The sequence below is a fragment of the Maribacter spongiicola genome, from assembly GCF_052119685.1.
GTDB lineage: Bacteria > Bacteroidota > Bacteroidia > Flavobacteriales > Flavobacteriaceae > Maribacter > Maribacter spongiicola_A.
Window position 1 is genome coordinate 138,458 of sequence record NZ_JBGQOO010000008.1, and the last position, 19,322, is coordinate 157,779.

The 19,322-nt window shown below is 34.6% G+C and carries 8 protein-coding genes and 1 tRNA gene; 3 read left to right on the forward strand and 6 right to left on the reverse strand.

The features are described from left to right. Positions 1 to 2 precede the first annotated feature (2 nt). From ACEN2N_RS13215 to ACEN2N_RS13230, 4 genes are all read right to left on the reverse strand, one after another. Positions 3 to 680: a hypothetical protein gene (locus ACEN2N_RS13215; RefSeq protein ID WP_441824767.1), complete on the reverse strand. Its 678-nt coding sequence runs from the start codon at positions 678 to 680 to the stop codon at positions 3 to 5. After that, a complete protein-coding gene (locus ACEN2N_RS13220; protein ID WP_441824768.1) occupies positions 677 to 4,165 on the reverse strand; it encodes a PQQ-dependent sugar dehydrogenase in 3,489 nt (1,162 codons plus the stop codon). Before ACEN2N_RS13220 ends, ACEN2N_RS13215 begins: the two co-directional genes overlap by 4 nt. A gap of 124 nt (positions 4,166 to 4,289) precedes the next feature. Further along, on the reverse strand, positions 4,290 to 5,822 hold the full coding sequence (locus ACEN2N_RS13225) for an FAD/NAD(P)-binding protein (protein ID WP_441824769.1): 1,533 nt from the start codon (positions 5,820 to 5,822) through the stop codon (positions 4,290 to 4,292). Positions 5,823 to 5,989: 167 nt separating this feature from the next. Then, positions 5,990 to 6,079, reverse strand: a tRNA-OTHER gene (locus tag ACEN2N_RS13230). Positions 6,080 to 6,281: 202 nt separating this feature from the next. On the opposite strand from ACEN2N_RS13230, the gene ACEN2N_RS13235 reads away from it, so the two are divergent. Beyond that, on the forward strand, positions 6,282 to 13,064 hold the full coding sequence (locus ACEN2N_RS13235; RefSeq protein ID WP_441824770.1) for a PKD domain-containing protein: 6,783 nt from the start codon (positions 6,282 to 6,284) through the stop codon (positions 13,062 to 13,064). Between the two features lie 74 nt (positions 13,065 to 13,138). Beyond that, positions 13,139 to 14,662 (forward strand): hypothetical protein, encoded by a 1,524-nt coding sequence (locus tag ACEN2N_RS13240; RefSeq protein WP_441824771.1) that lies wholly within the window; start codon positions 13,139 to 13,141, stop codon positions 14,660 to 14,662. 156 nt (positions 14,663 to 14,818) lie between these two features. On the opposite strand, the gene ACEN2N_RS13245 is transcribed toward ACEN2N_RS13240, so the two are convergent. Together ACEN2N_RS13245 and ACEN2N_RS13250 are read right to left on the reverse strand one after the other, a co-directional pair. Beyond that, complete coding sequence (locus ACEN2N_RS13245) at positions 14,819 to 15,613, reverse strand: polyprenol monophosphomannose synthase (protein ID WP_441824772.1); 795 nt, start codon at positions 15,611 to 15,613, stop codon at positions 14,819 to 14,821. 3 nt (positions 15,614 to 15,616) lie between these two features. Next, a complete protein-coding gene (locus tag ACEN2N_RS13250; protein WP_441824773.1) occupies positions 15,617 to 16,105 on the reverse strand; it encodes a GtrA family protein in 489 nt (162 codons plus the stop codon). A 347-nt stretch (positions 16,106 to 16,452) separates the two neighbouring features. On the opposite strand from ACEN2N_RS13250, the gene ACEN2N_RS13255 reads away from it, so the two are divergent. Next, positions 16,453 to 19,322: PQQ-dependent sugar dehydrogenase (locus tag ACEN2N_RS13255; RefSeq protein WP_441824774.1), on the forward strand; the 2,870-nt coding region annotated here is incomplete at its 3' end.

Consider the following 19,322-nt stretch of genomic DNA (forward strand, 5'->3'; position numbering starts at 1 on the left):
CGTTAACCTACAGAAAATGTAAATACTTCTGAGGTAGATTCATTACCGATACTATCTTTGGTAATAATTTTCCAATAATAGGTTTTTCCAGCCTCAACTGGGATATCATTAAATCTTGTTTCTGTGACATCTGTTCCATAAAGCTGAGGGTCTTTTGCTTCACCAAAAAATAAATCATAAGAAACAATGTCGTCATCAGGATCTTCTGATTTCCAGATTAGATTAACCGATGTGCTAGTTTGCGATATTGAGGCTCCTGAAACAGGGGAAATAGCTGTAGCAGGGTAGGGTATAGAAGATTCTAAACCTGGTCCTTCATTATAGAAATTCCAAATTTCGCTACTACTATTAATTTTTCCTGTTACGAACCATGAATAGGCTACACCTCGATCAAGAGTAATGGCGACGTCCGTGTCATCACTTTCAATTAATTCTGTCTGTGAACTTTCAACTTTCGTTAAATGAACGATATACGGACTATTATCATTTTCATCAGACCATTCAAAAACGAGCTCGCTTTGTGTTTCGGAAACGATGATTCCTTCGGTACATTCAGAGTCATCTTCAGGGAAGATAAGCGTGATGTTTATTTGATCTTTGGCGTATTCCAAAACATCTGAATCTACACCGCACGATTGAAGTATTAATAATAGTAAAACTAAAAATCCGCTTTTTTTCACTGTTTTAAAAGTTTGAAGGATTTATTGAAGTTATCATTCTTCAATCTTATAAAATAAATACCTGAGCTTAATAAGCTAGTATTAATTTCAATGATTGATTGTTCAACTTTATAGTTGTCAGAATGTACTAAAACTCCTGCTTCTGTAAAAATAGCTATTTCAATGTTATCAAGGGTAAGAGTTTTTAAATCTATTGATAGACTATTACCAACCGGATTAGGATAAATTATTGGAGTCGTTCCCAAGTATATCGTTTCTTTAAATTCCCCTTGGCATAATTGATTTGTATTAACACTTATCGTATTGGTTTCATCTAACAATGGAATGCTGATTTGTTCTTTTCTAGTTTGAAAACTTTTACCGTTTACTTGCACGGTATATTCATCGGCACCACTCATTTTTAAATTGACGCTGTTGGTCAAAGTATCGAAGTCTAACAATACACTTAACGGTAAAGGCTCGGTAATAATGATTTTAGAACAATTTTGATAATTGGTATAGATGCTAGAAGATATACATAAATTATATTCCCCTTTGGCTAAGTCAATAATAGTAAGCGTTTCAGTGAAGGTAATAGTTCTATTTTCACCCTCGCCAGTAATAGTAGCATTAAATTCTTCATCAGTTAAAGATTCAATGAATATTGATCCATTATCGGAGCTAATACAAGAAGCACCCGTTGAAGTAATTTTAAACTGATTAGCAGGATATGACGTTGCTGTACACCCATTTTCATCTACTATTTCACCATCAGGAGTATTTGGGCAAATGTCATTTATATTTAATACACCGTCGTCATCATCATCTCCATCATTATTTGATTGTGCACTAGAACAGCCATTGGTGTCTGTAATTGCTCCAGCTGCGGTATTCTGACATAAATCATTGGTATTAGGTACTCCGTCACCATCATCATCTGATTCATTACTAGCGGCAGCTATTGTCAATATAAAATCTGTAGTGCAGCCTTCTGACGTTGTGAAAGTATATGTACCAGATTGTGAGGTATTTGTGTTCTCTATTAGATGATCATTATTTACCACAGAACCTCCAGGTAAAGTGATGGTAAAAGAAATGTCATTAGGTAAAATGCTTAATGTTATGTCCTCTCCTTCAGTTATAGTTACGTTGTTGCTGCCACTATCCCAAGTGCCACCAATCAAATATTCAGGTATTACACTTTCGTTAGTGCAAAAAACCGCTCCCCATTTTGCAATGTTATTCGCATTGATATTTCCTGCAGTACTAAAATTACCACCAACCAAAAGTTCGGTATCATTTTTAATAAACTGTAAAGCATTAACTCTAGTATTTACCCCAACATTTGTTGCTGTGCCCAAAGCCTGCCAACCATTTTGCGTACTCCAACGAGAAATATTGTTCACTACTTTGTCAACTGTACCGTTATCACTTGCAGTATCAAATGTACCACCAACGTATATATACGTTCCACTGTTAGTAATTGCGTTTACATTTCCACTTACTCCAGTACCTAAAGCTTCCCAAGTGTTATTATTTTTATGGTATCGGGCTATTCTATTTACTGTTTTATCTCCGGCAATGGCAAAATTACCTCCAACATATAAATAGTCACCCGCAGAATCCATGGCTTGTACAAATCCACTTGTACCAGAACCAAGAGCAGACCAATTAGAGCCGTTCCATAAGGCAATTCTTGCAGCTGCTATTCCACCAGCTGTATCAAAATTTCCACCAATATAGACCCTATTGTCATTGTCTATATGTATAGATCGGACCTCATTGTTTGTTCCTGAAATATTAGTCGTAGGATCGGAAAGTAAGTTCCAAGATTCATTTTCCCATTTAGCGATATTATTGGCATTCAAGCCACCGGCAGTTGTAAATACACCGCCCACGAATAAAGTTCCGTTTTTGTTAAAAGCCATGGTTGAGATTGGTCCGTTAGTACCAGAGCTCAAGGCTGACCAAGAAGTACCGTTCCACTTCGCTATATTATTAGCTTCAATGCCGTTTACTATGGTGAAATCACCAGCAATGTAAAGTGTTCCGTCGGGGGCTAAAGCTTTTGCTAGAACAGAACCTTCTATATCACTACCAAGTGATGACCAAACTTCAGTAATACTCAAAGTAGCTAAGTTTGATGCACTAATATCACCAGCAGAATTAAAAGATCCAGCAATGTAACTCGTGCCATTGGTAGATGATGTAATAGATTGTACAATACCATCTATACCTGAGGATAGTGCTTTCCATTCTCCGATTCCGTTTACGGGAGTGGTTACGGGACCTATTATCGTTTCTGTTAATTTAAATAATTTAGCATTCGCCCTATAATCAGAAAAATATAATTCACCAGCTTCATCTTCACCAAATGAGGAAATGAACTCTCCGTTAGTTTTAAAGAGTAATTCATTAGATGCACTTCCGTTGGCTGAATTATATGTTAAAGCCCATACACGACCAGAAACATAGTCACCATAAATATATTTATTCTTTAAGCTATTACTTGTTAGCGATCCTCTATAGGTGTAGCCTCCTGTTATTGAAACATCGGATGCACTATGATCATAAAAGAAAATTGGTTTAATATCAGGTGAAGTAGAGAGTAATGTTTCGCTACCATAACTTGGTTCTGTATTAGCCTCAAATCTGTTCCAACCATAGTTACCGCCTCTGGTAATTATATTTATTTCTTCGTATGAATTTTGACCTACATCTGATCCCCAAAGGTTACCAGTGGGGTCAAAAGAGAATTTCCAGGTGTTTCTAATACCCCAGGCATAGAGCTCATCTAATCCCAATTGACCTAGTCTTGGATTATCTGAAGGTATTTCATAATTTCCATTTGGTAGTTCAGTGTTTGTTTCTACCGGATTATTACCATCAAGGTCAATGTCGATTCTAAGTAAACTACCAAAAACGGTATTTAAATTTTGTCCATTACCTTGTGGATCGCCGCCGCCGCCGCCATCACCAATAGAGATGTACAGATAACCATCTGGACCAAAAGCAATTTTGCCACCGTTATGGTTCGAATCTGATTGGTTTTTAGTGAATTGCGCTATAATTGTTCTTGAATCAGCATCAATTAAATTAGGGTTAGCGCTGTTAACAGTATATCGAGCAATATTAATTCTATAATTACTGGGCTGATCTATATAGTAAACAAAAATATATCCATTAGTATTGTAATTGGGGTGAAAGGCCAAACCTAAAAGTCCGATTTCTTGACCAGCACTATAAGAAACTATGGAAGAAATATCTAAGAATGTACTTTGCTCTTGCGCAGTAACATTTTCTTTGTTCGGAAATACTTTTATTACCCCAGGCTGTTCTACGACGAACATGCGGTTAGTACCGTCTACACTAGGTTGTATTTCGGTAGGGAAATTGAATGAAAGGTTTGGGAAGGCTTCTTGATAAGAAACCTGTGCGAATATTGGGTTGTTAAAAAAAATAAAAAGTAAAAAGACCCAAAAATTTAATTTAGGATTAATGTTCATTTATAGATGGCGCATGTTAAAATTACGCGCTAAAGATAGATAATGTCAAGCCAGATTTTAGCTCAATTAAATCTTAAATTAATTGTAAATGCAATTATATTAATTTAAATGATTTGGAGACTTGTTAAATGTTTTCGAAGATTTTATTGGCTAAAATGTCACTACTCCAAATGATTCTGCCACAATGTTCTAAATGCCATAGTGCACGATCCTCAATTAGATTCCCAGCTAGCATTGGTCCCGCAACATAAACATTTTTAGAAGCTTGTAATTGGTCGTCAATTTTTAATCCAATTTTAGAATCATTTATAAAGGCTAACTTTTTGTCGAATAGATTTTTAAATAGTTCTGGTATATATTCACTTTCTAAATTAATGCTTCCTAGGCAATTAATTACAACATGAAAATTCTCTAAACTTTTAGAAGCATTTACCTCTGGCGAGTAATAATTCAATTTAAATGAATCGTCTTGAAGTTTTAAATTTTCAAATCTACCTTTAATTTGAGCAAATTTTGCTTCTTCGACTAACCTATTAACGACAGATAAATAATGAGCGCCTGCACATCGTTGTCTTCTGCCGATTTGATTTCCATGATTACATGCAAACTTTATTAATTGTTCTTTATTCAACTTTGGTAATAAGCTGCCAAAGCCTTTTGAGATGATACCTACAGTAGAAGCGGCTCCTAGTTTTAAGCCTTCGGCAAGGTCTAGGTCTTTATTTACAGCTTCAGCAATTTGGTCTGCAGTAATGTTCTCTAATTTCTTTAACTTATCGAGGTTTAGGGTATTGAAGGCGGTCAGTTTATCGTGATTTATTTTGCCGTCTGGCATAGTACCATGAGTTGAAAGACAAGTAAACGAGTTTTGTGAATCTTTAAAAGATTGTTGGTCGAAAATTCTATAAATTGCTTCTAAACCACTTGCGTTTGCACCTAATACTAAGATGTTTGTAATAAGTTTTTTCTTATTTCTTAAAGTAATTACATCTACAATATCAATTATATTTTCATCAATTGTGGGTTGATATAAATTGTTGACGTATTTTAAGCTAGATGCAATTTTTTTATTAGCTTCAAACAACTTCTTATTTGGTAACGACCCCGCTGAAATTACTACTTTGTCACATGTTAAGGTAGATTCATCACTAAATTTTATTTCAAATCCATTTTCAGTAGAATCAATGTTTATAGCTTCCTTTTTTATTTCTTTAATGGTGATGTGACTACTTTTTTTAGCCTTTTCAATTTGGTTACCAACTTGTTCTTTGATATATCTTCCAAAAAAGAATCGTGGTATATATAAATCATCCCATTTACCACTATAAATATCCTCTTTATTGTTTGTTATCCATGCTTTTGAAAGTTCTCCACCTTTTAGCATAAATGTCTGTAATAATTCGTCTAAATTTTTATCTAGCCAATTTTTTAAACGTGTTCTATGATCATCTAAAGGGATGAAATTTTTTAAATCATTTATAAGTAAAACGGTTTCTCCAGAACTTTTGCCATAAGGTACTCCGCTATAGAAACTATCAGTTTTATCTATAACATATAGGTCAACTCTCTTAGTGTCCATTAATAATTTCTCAATTAATGGAATTAAGGTATAACTTGTAGCGATTCCCGCACCAATAAAGGAAATTTTTTCTGACATATACTTAAAATGAATATTTACTCAAAAATGAACATTATTTAAGAGAAAAGAATACTTTTTCTTGACAATTGGTTTAACTAGTAAATAAATTCGACATGTTGCAATTTATTTAAACTCTAAAATAATTTTAATAAAAAAAAGCCTGAAAGAATCAGGCTTTTTAATTGCGGAGGAAGAAGGGATTCGAACCCTCGAAGGCGTTAACCTTACAAATAAAATTCATTACTTGCTACAATAGACCACTCTGCCATTCCTCCAAGTTTTAGAAAAAACGACCTATTCTTTCTTTTATTGCATTATGTTTTATTTTTCTCAGAAAAAAGTTCTTAATGATTATGGGTTGCGGTAAATTTGCAGAATTGAACTATATCGTAAATAAATCCCTTTGGACGATATTAATACTTCAAACAGCTTAAATAGCTTTTTTTTGTTGTTTGAATTAACCTAGAAGTCTTTAAAATGAGAAAAGTTTCTTACAAGAATATGTTACAGAACAAAAAGAATGTTGCCCTAACTTCTTTGGTAATAGTAATGTCTGCAGTTGGAATGAGTTTTGGTCCTATGTTTTTTGGCCCAGGTTTAACTGATGCAGAACCTATTGGTAATTATTTGGATGGTGTATTTCCTAATACAGGTTTTACACAAGATCCTTATGTTGTTGCTTATCCAAATCTCGATTTCGATACCCCTTTAAATTTTAATGTTGTACCGGGTCAAAATAAGATTATTGTTGGCCAAAGAGATGGTAAGGTATTTTGGTTTGACGATGCAGATAATACTGCAGTTAAAAATACGGTGATCGATTTATCAAATGTTGTCGGAGGACAAGTTTGGGATGGGGGATTTTTAGGATTGTCAATTCACCCAGATTTTGGTGATGGATTGCACAACTACTTCTACGTATATTATAGTACAGCATCTAATGATACTGCTTTAGAACGACCATTAGGCTTTTATTGTAGTGAAGAAAAATTTCATGGAAACTACTTAGTTTTAGAGAGATTTGAAGTGAACCCGGTTACAATGGTGGCTGTTCCTAATTCTAAAATGACGATGATTCAGCGTCAACTATATAATACTACGCACCGAGGTGGTGGTATGGAGTTTGGTAATGATGGGTATTTATGGGTAACAACGGGTGATCAGGCAGCTTATATCAATGCACAACAAATAGATGAAAATTTAGATGGTGGTGTATTAAGAATTGATGTAGATATGATAGGTGGTACAACTAGCCATGCACCTATTCGTACTCTAGGTAATCAAGCAGGGGAGGCTGATGAATTTTCTGGTTTAGGATATTTTATTCCTAATGATAACCCTTTTAATGATAATTCAGGGGCAGTTTTTGAAGAATACTTCACTTTGGGTCATAGAAATCCACATAGAATGACTAAAGATAGTGCTACCGGCATCTTTTATATTGGTGAAGTGGGTGAAGATAGACATGAAGAAATAAATGTCGTAAACCCGGCTACACCTGGTTTAAATTATGGTTGGCCTTTATTCGAGGCAAATGTTCCCTACACACCTAGAACAAGAGCAGGCGATGTATGTTTAACTCAGTTATATAATAACATGGCGCATACCGGGCCTTTAGTGCAGTTTCCTAGGGCAGAGGCAAATGCAATAATTGGTGGTTATGTATATAGAGGTCAAGATTATAATGACCTTACTGGTTCATATATCTGTGGTGATTATGGTGTAGGTGGAGAAATTTGGAAGGTTGATATAGGAGCAAATAATACCTATACTTCTTTAGGAAATTTTGCTCCTGGTAATATGGTATCTTGGGGTCAAGATTATGATGGTGAATTGTATATTCTTAGTCAAGGGGCTGGTGTTAAGTTATATAAACTTAGATCACCAGAAGCTACGAACTATAGCAATCTGCCTCAAAATTTAAGTGATACAGGCATCTTTACCGATATGATAAATTTAACGGTTAGAGATGGTGTTATACCTTACGAAGGTATAGATCCTTTCTGGTCAGACGGTGCTCTTAAAAAGAGATGGTTGGCAGTACCAAATGATGGAACACATGATACTCCGGCAGAACAAATCGCATATTCAGAAGATGGTGTTTGGGATTTTCCTATAGGTAGTGTATTAATCAAGCATTTTGATTATCCAATTGATGAGAATAACCCGAATATTGTCAAAAGAATGGAAACCAGGTTTTCTATTAAAGGTGGTGATGGAAACTTTTACTTTGTTACATATAATTGGAATGACGCCCAAACTGATGCTATTTTACAAGAAGATGGATTAGATGAGCCAGTTCAAGTTACATTAGTAGGTGGTGGTACAAGAACAGATACTTGGCATTTTCCAAATAATGGTGAGTGTGTTACTTGCCATAATGATATTTCTCAGGGAACTCTTGGAGCCCGTTCAAGATATTTAAATAGTGATTATGACTATTCCGATAAAGGTGGTTTTGTAGGTAATCAATTAGTAACACTAAGTGAGCTAGGTATTTTAGACGCTACTATTACTGATACAGATACGCCTGGTATATTGACTCATACTTCAATTAATGATTTAAATGGCTCATTAGATGATAAAGCAAGGTCTTATTTAGATTTGAACTGCGCTTATTGTCATCAAGAGGGTACAAATAATCGTGGTGATTTTGATTTGAGATTATTTAAAACTTTAAGTCAAACAGGATTGTTAACTGCAGGCGTAAATGAACCTTTGGGAATTACGCCAGATGAGAAAATTGTATTTGCTGGTGATGCAAACAAATCGGTGTTATGGCACAGAACCAATAGTGTTACGCCTGGTGAGGCAATGCCTCCGTTAGCTAAAAACCGAGTAGATGTAGAAGGTGTGGCTATGCTACAAGCTTGGATCAATGGATTGCAAGCTCCTTTACCTGCACCAAATACTGGTACTTATAGAATTGTTAATGTTAGCTCAGGACAGACATTACAAGTTGCAAATGCATCAAATAACAATACTGCTAATGTACTTCAGGGTGGGTACCAAGGTGCCGATAACCAACATTTTATCTTAGAAGATGCATATGCGGGGTATTTTGAGTTTCGCGCAGTACATAGTAATAAATATTTAGATGTTGCTGGGTTTGGAGCTGCACAAAACGTAAATGTTTGGCAGTATGACGGCAATGGTAGTGATGCACAACAATGGGAAGTACTAGGGGTTGGTAATGACGAATTTCATATTGTAAACTCCCGTACTGGTAAATATTTAGGAATTCAAGTCGATGGAAATGTGGCGGTTTTAGATGATGATGGTACAGATATTTTTAAATGGAGATTTGATGATATTGGTGCTGTTGTAGAAAGAGAAATCGTTCTTGATGTTGATATTATTACAACAAGTGAAGATGAAGATATCGCACAGTTTCAGGTTTCTCTAGGTGCTGAGCCAACAGGTGATGTTGAATTAGATGTAACTGCTATTCTAAATGCGGATGAAATTTTGTTGTCTGATGCGGTATTGGTTTTTACTAATTTAAATTGGAACATTCCACAAACTGTTGATGTTACTGGGGTAGACGATGTAGATGTAGATGGTCCTCAAGATTTTCAAATTCAAATTAGAGCGAATGAAAATTCTATAGATGCTGATTATATTGGTACTACGATTATATTAGACGGAGTTAATTCTGATAACGATGGTGGTGGTGTAGCACCACCAAATCCAGGTATATATAGAATTATAAATAAAAATAGCGGACAAACTTTAGAAGTTTTGGCATCTAGTCTAGATAATGAAGCTAACGTTCAGCAAGGTCCTTACCAAAGTGCGAATAATGAGCATTTTGAAATTGACTATGATGGAGCTGGCTACTATTCATTCATCGCGCAACATAGTTTGAAAGCAATGGATGTTGCTGGTATAGGAGCTGGAGTTGGTGTTAATGTTTGGCAATATGATTTTAATGGTACTAACGCACAACTTTGGGAAATAGTTGATACCGGTGATGGTGATGATACTTATTTTATAATCAGTAAATCTACTGGTAACTATCTTCGAATTTCTCCAGAAGGCAATATTGAAGTTGTAGCTAATCTAAATACAGATATTTTCAAATGGACATTTTTGCCTATCGGTACTCCTGCTAGTGCTGGTGTTAATGTAAGTAAAGATATTGTAGTTGTTGATGAAGATTTAGATACAGATTCATTTAATGTAACCTTGAATACTGTGCCTACTGGTCAAGTTATTCTTGAATTTAATGTGCTACTTGGTGCTGATGAATTTACACTAGATAAAACGCAATTGATTTTCGATGCAACAAACTGGGATACGCCACAAACCGTTGTAGTAACTGGTGTTGATGATGCTATTGCAGATGGGGTACAAGATTTTATATTTGATGTGCTTGTAGTTGACCCTATAAACGATACAAATTACGAAGGACTTGGTGCTACTATTAAAGGTCTGAACTATGACAATGATGGTGGTGATAATGGTGCTCCGGTAGTTGGTGAGTATAGACTAGTAAACGTGCAGACACAGAATACTATTAGAGCTGCAAATGGCGAATTAATACAAGGTACTAATTTAGTTACTGGTGCTTATGATGGTTCAGATTATCAAGAGTTTGCTTTAGAAGATGCAGGTGATGGTTATTTTATATTAAGAACATTACATACCAATGATCAATATTTAGATGTGCAGTCTTCAAATACAGCTGCTGGTGCGAATGTTTGGCAGTATACATATAATGGTTCCAATGCGCAGTTATGGCAAATTGTTGATGCGGGTAATAATACATATCACATAATTAGTAAATTGAGTGGTTTTTACTTGACAGAAGCAGCGAACGGTAATATTAATATTGATGCTGATAATGGAGGTGACATTTATAGATGGCAATTCTTAAGTACAGGTTTTGCCCCTGTTGCAAATGCAACTGCAGATGTGCTAACAGGTAATGAGGACCTTACAGTACAATTTTCTAGTGCTGGTTCTACCGATGACAAAAATGATATAGTATCTTATCTATGGGATTTTGGCAATGGTGATACTTCGAATGAGGCTAATCCAGAATACACATTTGAAGATGGTGGTTCATACGATGTTATTTTAACAATTGAAGATGGTGACGGTTATACAGATGTCGCCGATACTATAATCATTGATGTTAATGGAGCACCTGTTGCTATGGCATCTTCTAATTTGAATGGTGGTGAAGCTACAATTGACATTGCTTTTACAGGTGATCAGTCTACAGATGATGTAGGTGTCGAAACTTATTTATGGACATTTGAACCTGGAGAGACATCTATTGCTGCCAATCCTACTTACACATTTACCACAGAAGGAACTTATGATGTTACCTTAACGGTTACTGATGAGGGAGGTTTAGAAGATACGATGAGTTTACAGATTACAATTACAGCTCCTAATCAGGCTCCTGTTGCGGTTGCAACTTCTAATGTTGCAAGTGGTATTGTGCCTTTAGAAGTTAATTTCACAGGAGATCAGTCTACTGATGATGTAGGGGTTGAAACATACTTATGGACGTTTGAGCCAGGAGAAACATCCACAGAAGCTAATCCAACTTATACCTTTAATGATATAGGTGTCTATACGGTAGAATTAACAGTTACCGATATAGAAGGACTAGAGAGTACAACGACAATTGATATTACAGTAACAGCAGATAATCAAGCTCCAGTTGCTGTTGCCTCTTCTAATGTAATGACAGGTGATGCACCTTTAGAAGTGCAATTTACTGGTGATCAGTCAACTGATGATGTAGGTGTAGTATCTTATTTATGGACATTTGAATTGGGACAAACATCAATCGAGGCTAACCCAACGTATACGTTTACTACAGAAGGTACTTATATCGTTACTATGGTAGTAACTGATGCTGGTGGTTTGGAAGATACTATGACTGTTGAAATTATAGTAACAGTAGATGAAACTCCTGTTGCCGTTGCCTCAGCTAGCGTGACACAAGGTGATGCGCCTTTAGAGGTTCAGTTTACCGGTGATCAGTCTGCAGGTGTAAATGATATTGTTTCATATGCTTGGGATTTTGGTAATGGTGATACATCGACAGAGGCAAACCCAACATATACTTACAATACTCCTGGGATGTTTATTGCAACGTTAATTGTAACGGATAGTGAAGGCTTAACCGGAACATCTTCCATAGAGATTAGTGTTAATGGTGTTGTTGGAGATAATCCTACAGCTGTGGCTTCAGCTAGCGTGACACAAGGTGATGCGCCTTTAGCGGTTCAGTTTACCGGTGATCAGTCTACAGGTGTTAATGATATTGTTTCATATGAATGGGATTTTGGTGATGGTGAAACATCAACTGAAGCTAACCCAACTTATATTTATAATACACCTGGTACGTATATAGCAACATTAATTGTAACGGATAGTGAAGGGTTAACCGGAACATCTACAATAGAGATTACCGTTGATGGTGTTGCAGTAGAAAATCCTACAGCTGTGGCTACAGCTGATGTTACTAGTGGAGAAGCTCCGTTAGTTGTGTCATTTGTTGGAAATCAATCTACAGGTGTTAATGAAATTGTATCTTATGCATGGGATTTTGGAGATGGTGAAACATCCACTGAAGCTAACCCAACTTATATTTATAATACACCAGGTACCTTCATGGCTACTTTAATTGTTACCGATAGCGAAGGGTTAACTGGTACATCTACTATAGAAATTACTGTTACGGGTGGTGTTAATTTAGCACCAATTGCTGTAATTTCTTCCAGTGTTGAAATTGGAGAGGCTTTAGTTGAAATTAATTTTACAGGTGATCAGTCTAGTGATGATACTGAGATTGTGTCTTATGCTTGGAGTTTTGGAGATGGTAGTACTTCAGTTGAAGTTAACCCAGTTCATACTTTTGCTGAGCCTGGTACCTATACCATCACGTTGATAGTTACAGATAATGGAGGTTTAGTTGGCGAGAGTAGCATAGCGTTACAGGTGCTAGATGAAAAAACGGTACTTGAAAATGATGATTTCGAAGTTGTTTTATCACCAAATCCATCTGTTGACTATGTAGAGGTTTCGTTCTCTGGAGATTTTAATATGGATGATGTAATCGGATTAATGATTCATGATATGAGTGGTAGATTAATAAGAAGATACATGCCAGAAGAAATAGCAGATGATAATAAATTTAGAATTTCAACTGCAATTTTTAATAACGAAGTGTATGTAATAACATTGGTAATGAATAGTCAAGAACCAATTTCTAAAAGGTTGGTTATTAATAAATAATATAATTATTAACATAACACAATAAAAGTGGCTATATCTCGTAATATAGTCACTTTTACTTTTTATAATAGTTTATGAATTTTAAAACTGATTTCCTCAAAACAATAGGCTTTACCATATTAGTATCGTTTCTATTTCTTTTGTTTGCTTCTAAATCATCGCCAATCTACCCTTTAAATGATTGGGTAGATGCTAATGCTATTTTTACGGTCGGTAAAAGTATGATGGATGGTAAGGTGGTTTATAAAGATATATTTGAACAGAAAGGTCCAACCTTATACTTAATTCATGGTGTGGGTTCTTTGATATCACATAACACCTTCTTTGGTATTTATGTGATGGAGGTTATTTCTTTTTCAGTTTTTCTCTTTTTTGCTAGAAGAATTTTCAGATTATACCTAAATGGGCAACTATCAAATTTTGCTACCATTTTGTTGGCATTTTTTATGGTTAATGTATCTAATTTTGTTCATGGTGATAGTGCAGAAGAATACTGTATACCATTATTAGGTGCAAGTTTGTTTTACCTAATTCGCCATTTAAAAAATGATGGTAAGAGCGAAATGACATTTAAATTATTATTGCTTAATGGTGTCTTAGCTGGATCTGTAATTTGGATCAAATATTCAATGATAGGCTTCTGGTTTGGATGGATGCTAGTTATACTATTTACGCTACTAATTAATAACAAAATAATTAGGGCTTTTCAAGCCAGTATACTATTCCTCTTAGGAATGGTGTTATCAGGTATACCCTGGTTAATTTACTTTTATTCTGTTGATGGCCTTTCTAATTTTATTGATGTGTATTTTATTACGAATATCAAATATTATGCTAGTTCTAACGGAATGTTAATGAATCTAGTAACTATAATTGGTAAAATTATACTTGTCTATTTTAGACAAAATCCGGTATTTGGTGTTTTATTTCTCGGGGGTCTTATTGGGTATTTGATGACCAAAAAAGTAGAGACTAGTAAAATGGTGAAGTTGGGTATTTTAGTACCCTTCGTTTTTCTTTTTCTATCAGTTTATGGTGGCGGAATTCGATTAGATTATTATTTTCAAATATTCACACCCTTTATATTCTTAGGTATTTTATTGGCTTTTAAATTAGTACCAAGTAATCTATTAAGTATAATTCAAAGTAAGGCAAACTATCTTACAATAGGTACAATCGTCATCTTATGTGTTATAATGAATTTTATGCATCATAATGCGTATATGAGGGATTATAGTAAAGCTGATTTATTTCAATATCAATTCGCAGATTATATAAAAGAGTATAAAAATCCCACTTTATTGAATTATATGTTTCTTGATATGGGTGTTTATAACACGGCTAACATTGAGCCTACTACCTTTTATTACATGAAACATAATTTTGACTATGATGTGTACCCTTTTGATGTAGATGCCCTTAATTCGTATGTAAGAAATAAAGAAATTGATTTTGTTGTATTACGGGCGAATGTCGACAAACCGTATTCAAATGAATTGTTAGAGGCAAATTATACCTTGGTGATGGAGAAGAATCAATACTACGAAGAAGAGATTCATAGGTTTATGCTTTATAAGCTAAATGATTTGAACAAGTAAAATTCAATAAAAAACTTTCTTTATTTTCTTATAAAAATAAAATCCTCCTTCACCATATTCCTATGGTAAAAGAGGATTTATAAATTAGTACCAAACCTTTTAATTTTCCTTCAATAATTATTGAGTCAATACATGTTTGGTAATTTCTAATTTTAATTATCCTTTTACAGATTCAACGGTATTGAAAGATTTTGAAGTACTATTGAATTCTTTTAAAAGTGAGTTCTTTTTTAATCGAAGAAGAATAATATTTTTCACGGCTTCGGTAAAAACATTGTTAGATAATTTTGACTTCCCTGCAACGCGATCGTGAAATATAATAGGTGTTTCACTAATCTTAAATCCTCTTAAGTAAGCTCTATAAGTTAATTCGATCTGAAAAGCATATCCGTTCGAGATAATAGAATCTAAGTCTATGGTCTTTAAAACTTCAATTGAAAAACATTTGTAGCCTCCTGTTAAATCTCTAAATGGTAAACCTAATATAACTTTAGAATATAGATTTCCACCTTTACTAATTAAAATTCTGTGTTTTCCCCAGTTTACAACACCTCCACCTTTCATATATCTGGTTCCTAAAACCAAATCTGAAGTTTTTATTTTTTCAAGAAATTCAGGTAAATATTTAGGGTTATGAGACAAATCTGCATCCATTTCAAATACATAGTCATAATTATTACTAATAGCCCATTTAAAACCAGCTATATAAGCAGTACCTAACCCTTGTTTGCCTTCACGTTGTAAAAGATACAGTTTGTCACTGTAAAGCTCCGATTGTAGCTTTTTTACTAAACCTGCGGTTCCGTCTGGCGAATTATCATCAACAACTAAAACATGAATCGTTTTGTTTTGGTCAATAAATTCTTGTTGAGCATATATTTGCTTTAAGATAACAGGTATATTATCTATTTCGTTGTAGGTTGGTACAATGATTAAAACTTTATTTTTCATGGTTTAGGGCTTTATGAATGTATTTTGGGGGTCTTCTTTAAAGGTTATGAATTTATTACCTAAGTAATTTAAAATTGTAGCAAATCCAATTCCAATAATTTGCGATACTATTTTGTTATAAAAAACAGCATCACCTTCTAGTAAAAAATTTAAATTATTTGATAGAAACTCACCAAAGGTCATATTTTTATTTAAGAACCAAAGTGAGATAGTTAGTATAATTAAGTTAGTTACTAAATTCAGACCACTTATACTTATGAATTCAAAGTACTTTTTGATTTTTGTTTTATGGGTGGCTCTATTTTTAAACGTCCAAATAGAATTAAAATAATAGTTGCTTGTAACTGCTATAACAAAAGCAAGTAATGAGGCTATAATAAAGTGTAATCCATATTTTACAAAAATAGTATAAAAGCTAATATTGATGATAGTTCCAAAACCACCAACTACTAGGAATTTCAAAAATGCGGATTTACGCAGGTCAATTTTCATTTCATATTATTTAACGCGTAAAATTACGCAGTAACAAAGAAAGAAATGAATTCTTGTACAATTAAAAATATTCGTTCAAAAGGGGGCAAAAAAAGTTTAAGGTAATCTTTAGGGTAGAAACGATGTAGTAAAATGGTGATTTCAAAAGGGCGTTTGGATTACAAACGAGTTTAAATTACTTAATATTAATTAGCTGTAATTTAACTTAAAAGAAGATTTTTATGGTTTAATGTGCGTTTGAACGTATTAAATTTGTCTTTTATCGAATTTTAAACCTCTTAAATTCTAGTTGATTTAAATAGTATAATTTTGATATTCCCCTATACTATTATAAGGATTTCAACGCTATGAAGAAGAATTACAGGGGTTTAATTTTATTGATTTTTACTTTTATATTACTGACAAGTTTTGTTCCATTATTCTTTGGTTCGGGCCTTACCACTTCAAAGGCATTCAACTTAGTATCTGATACCTCATTTGATCCATTACCTACTGGAACACAACCGTATGATGTTGCTTTTTTTAACTTAGAATTCGATACACCCTTAAATTTTAATGTGGTGCCGAACTCAAATAAGATAATTGTAGGGCAAAGAGATGGTAAAGTTTTTTGGTTTGATGATAACCCTAATGTACTTCAGAAAAATTTGTTAATTGATTTATCTTCAGAAGTTGGGGGTAAAGTTTGGGATGGTGGCTTCTTAGGTCTAAGTATACATCCTCAATTTGGGTCAGTAGCCGGTAAAAATTTCATTTATGTTTATTATACCACACAATCCAATGATAAAACATTAGAAGGTCCTTTGGCGTTTTCATGTGGGTTAGAAAGATTTCATGGTAATTATTTAGTTTTAGAGCGTTTCGAAGTAAATACTTCTACGCTTCAGTTCGTAAACAATAGGCGGGTAACATTAATTAAAAGAAGAATGTTCAACACCACCCACAGAGGAGGTGGAATGGAATTTGGTAATGATGGTTATCTATATGTATCTACAGGTGATCAAGCAGCATATGTGAACGCGCAACAAATCTCAGAAAATTTAGATGGTGGGGTACTACGATTAGATGTTGATATGAACCTCAATACAAGTCATATGCCTATTCGTAGCTTAGGAGTAGATGCAGGTGATCCCGATGAATTTTCAGGTAGATTTTATACCATACCAAATACTAATCCTTTTGTAAATGCTGATGGAACCGTTTTCGAAGAATATTTTTCTATTGGGCACCGAAATCCTCATCGATTAACTAAAGATAAACAAACAGGAGTTTTTTATATTGGTGAAGTAGGGGAAGATACTCATGAAGAAATTAATGTTTTGTCTGCAGGTAAAAACTATGGTTGGCCACTTTATGAAGGCTTTGCGGGACCTAAGTTGAATTGTTTGCCATCATTATATAATAATATGGCACATACTAGACCGTTAGTTTCTTTTCCAAGATCCGATGCTAATGCCATTATTGGTGGCTATGTGTATAGAGGTAGCGATATACCTGAGTTAACAGGTAAATATATTTGTGCAGATTATGGTATTGGGAGTGAAATTTGGGCAGTGGATACCTCTAATGGAAGTTATAGTCTTGTAGGGAATTTTTCACCCACAACTATTGTCTCTTTCGGTCAAGACAAAGACGGTGAACTGTATCTGTTAAAACAAGGTGATGGAGTTAAGTTATACAAAATGAAGTCTAGCTCAGATATTCAATCTGCACCTCAAACATTGACTGAAACAGGAGTATTCATAGGCGATGTAGCTAATTTAAATGTAAGAGACGGATTCGTGCCTTATGATTTAATTGATTCTTTTTACTCAGACGGTGCTATTAAAAAGAGATGGATGGCCATACCTAATAATGGTTCTCATGATACCCCAGCTGAGAAAATTAACTTTTCAGAAAACGGTAATTGGAATTTTCCTACTGGTACAGTTTTAATAAAGCATTTTGACTATCCTGTTAATGATAATGATATTTCTATTACTAAAAAAATTGAAACTAGATTTTCTATTAAAGATACCGAGGGTAACTTTTACTTCTTAACTTATAAATGGAACGAGCAACAAACTGAAGCTTATTTGGTAGAAAGTGGTATTGATGAAATTATACAAGTAACTGGGGTTGGTGGAACATCACGTCAAATTAAATGGCATTTTCCTTCTGAGGGTGAATGTCTAACCTGTCACAATCCTTCGAGTGGCGGTACATTGGGTCCGAGAACTAGATATTTAAATAAAAATTATAATTATAGTGATGTAGGGGGTACTGTTGGTAATCAATTGGTCACTTTAAGTGCCTTAGGCATATTAGATGCGTCGATAACTGACCTTGATACTCCGGGCTATATAACTCATACCTCAATACTTGACACAAATAGTAGCTTAGATGCTAGAGCTAGATCATATCTAGATTTAAATTGTGCTTACTGCCATAATCCTGCCGCAGCGAATAGGGCAAATTTCGATTTAAGATTAGACCGAACTTTGGCACAGACTGGGTTATTGACTGCCGGTGTAAATGAATCTCTAAATATTGACCCAGATGAAAAGATTTTATTCGAAGGTGAAGCATTAAAATCTATAATTTATCATCGTGCCGCCAGCGTCCAACCAGGTGTTATGATGCCGCCATTAGCTAAAAATCAAGTTGATGAAGCTGGGGTAGCGCTTATTGAAAGTTGGATTAATAGTCTTGTGCCAAGTGTAAAACCTCCTAAATCAGGAATATATCGTTTAGTAAACGTATCATCTAATAACACGTTACAAGCATTGGCCGGGGCAGTGGGGAATTCTGTAAATATTGTTCACCAAGGGTATCAAGAAGAACTATGGCAGCAATTTCAATTTGACATTGCCGATGTTGGTTATTATGAATTTAAAGCGGCTCATAGCGGTAGAGCTTTAGATGTAGCAGGTTTTGGTCCAATGACCGGAAGTAATGTATGGCAGTATGACGGCAATGGTTCTGATGCCCAATTATGGGAAGTTCTAGATGCAGGTGATGATTCTTTCTTTATTGTAAACAAGAGAACTTCTAAATTTCTAACAGCTTTGGCAGATGGCAACGTAATTGTTGCACTAAATGATGGTTCTGATAGAATGAAATGGAGATTTGAAGGTACAGAAAGTACACCTACAACAAATGCCTATCATTATCGATTGAACGCTGCCGGTCCATCGGTAGTCTCTAGCGATAACGGTCCCGATTGGGTCGCGGGCGC

Bases quoted from the DNA above. Each gene is read 5' to 3' on its own strand.
- ACEN2N_RS13225 (WP_441824769.1), bottom strand. From the start codon at position 5,822: ATGTCAGAAAAAATTTCCTTTATTGGTGCGGGAATCGCTACAAGTTAT.
- ACEN2N_RS13245 (WP_441824772.1), bottom strand. From the start codon at position 15,613: ATGAAAAATAAAGTTTTAATCATTGTACCAACCTACAACGAAATAGAT.
- ACEN2N_RS13250 (WP_441824773.1), bottom strand. From the start codon at position 16,105: ATGAAAATTGACCTGCGTAAATCCGCATTTTTGAAATTCCTAGTAGTT.
- ACEN2N_RS13235 (WP_441824770.1), top strand. From the start codon at position 6,282: ATGAGAAAAGTTTCTTACAAGAATATGTTACAGAACAAAAAGAATGTT.
- ACEN2N_RS13240 (WP_441824771.1), top strand. From the start codon at position 13,139: ATGAATTTTAAAACTGATTTCCTCAAAACAATAGGCTTTACCATATTA.
- ACEN2N_RS13220 (WP_441824768.1), bottom strand. From the start codon at position 4,165: ATGAACATTAATCCTAAATTAAATTTTTGGGTCTTTTTACTTTTTATT.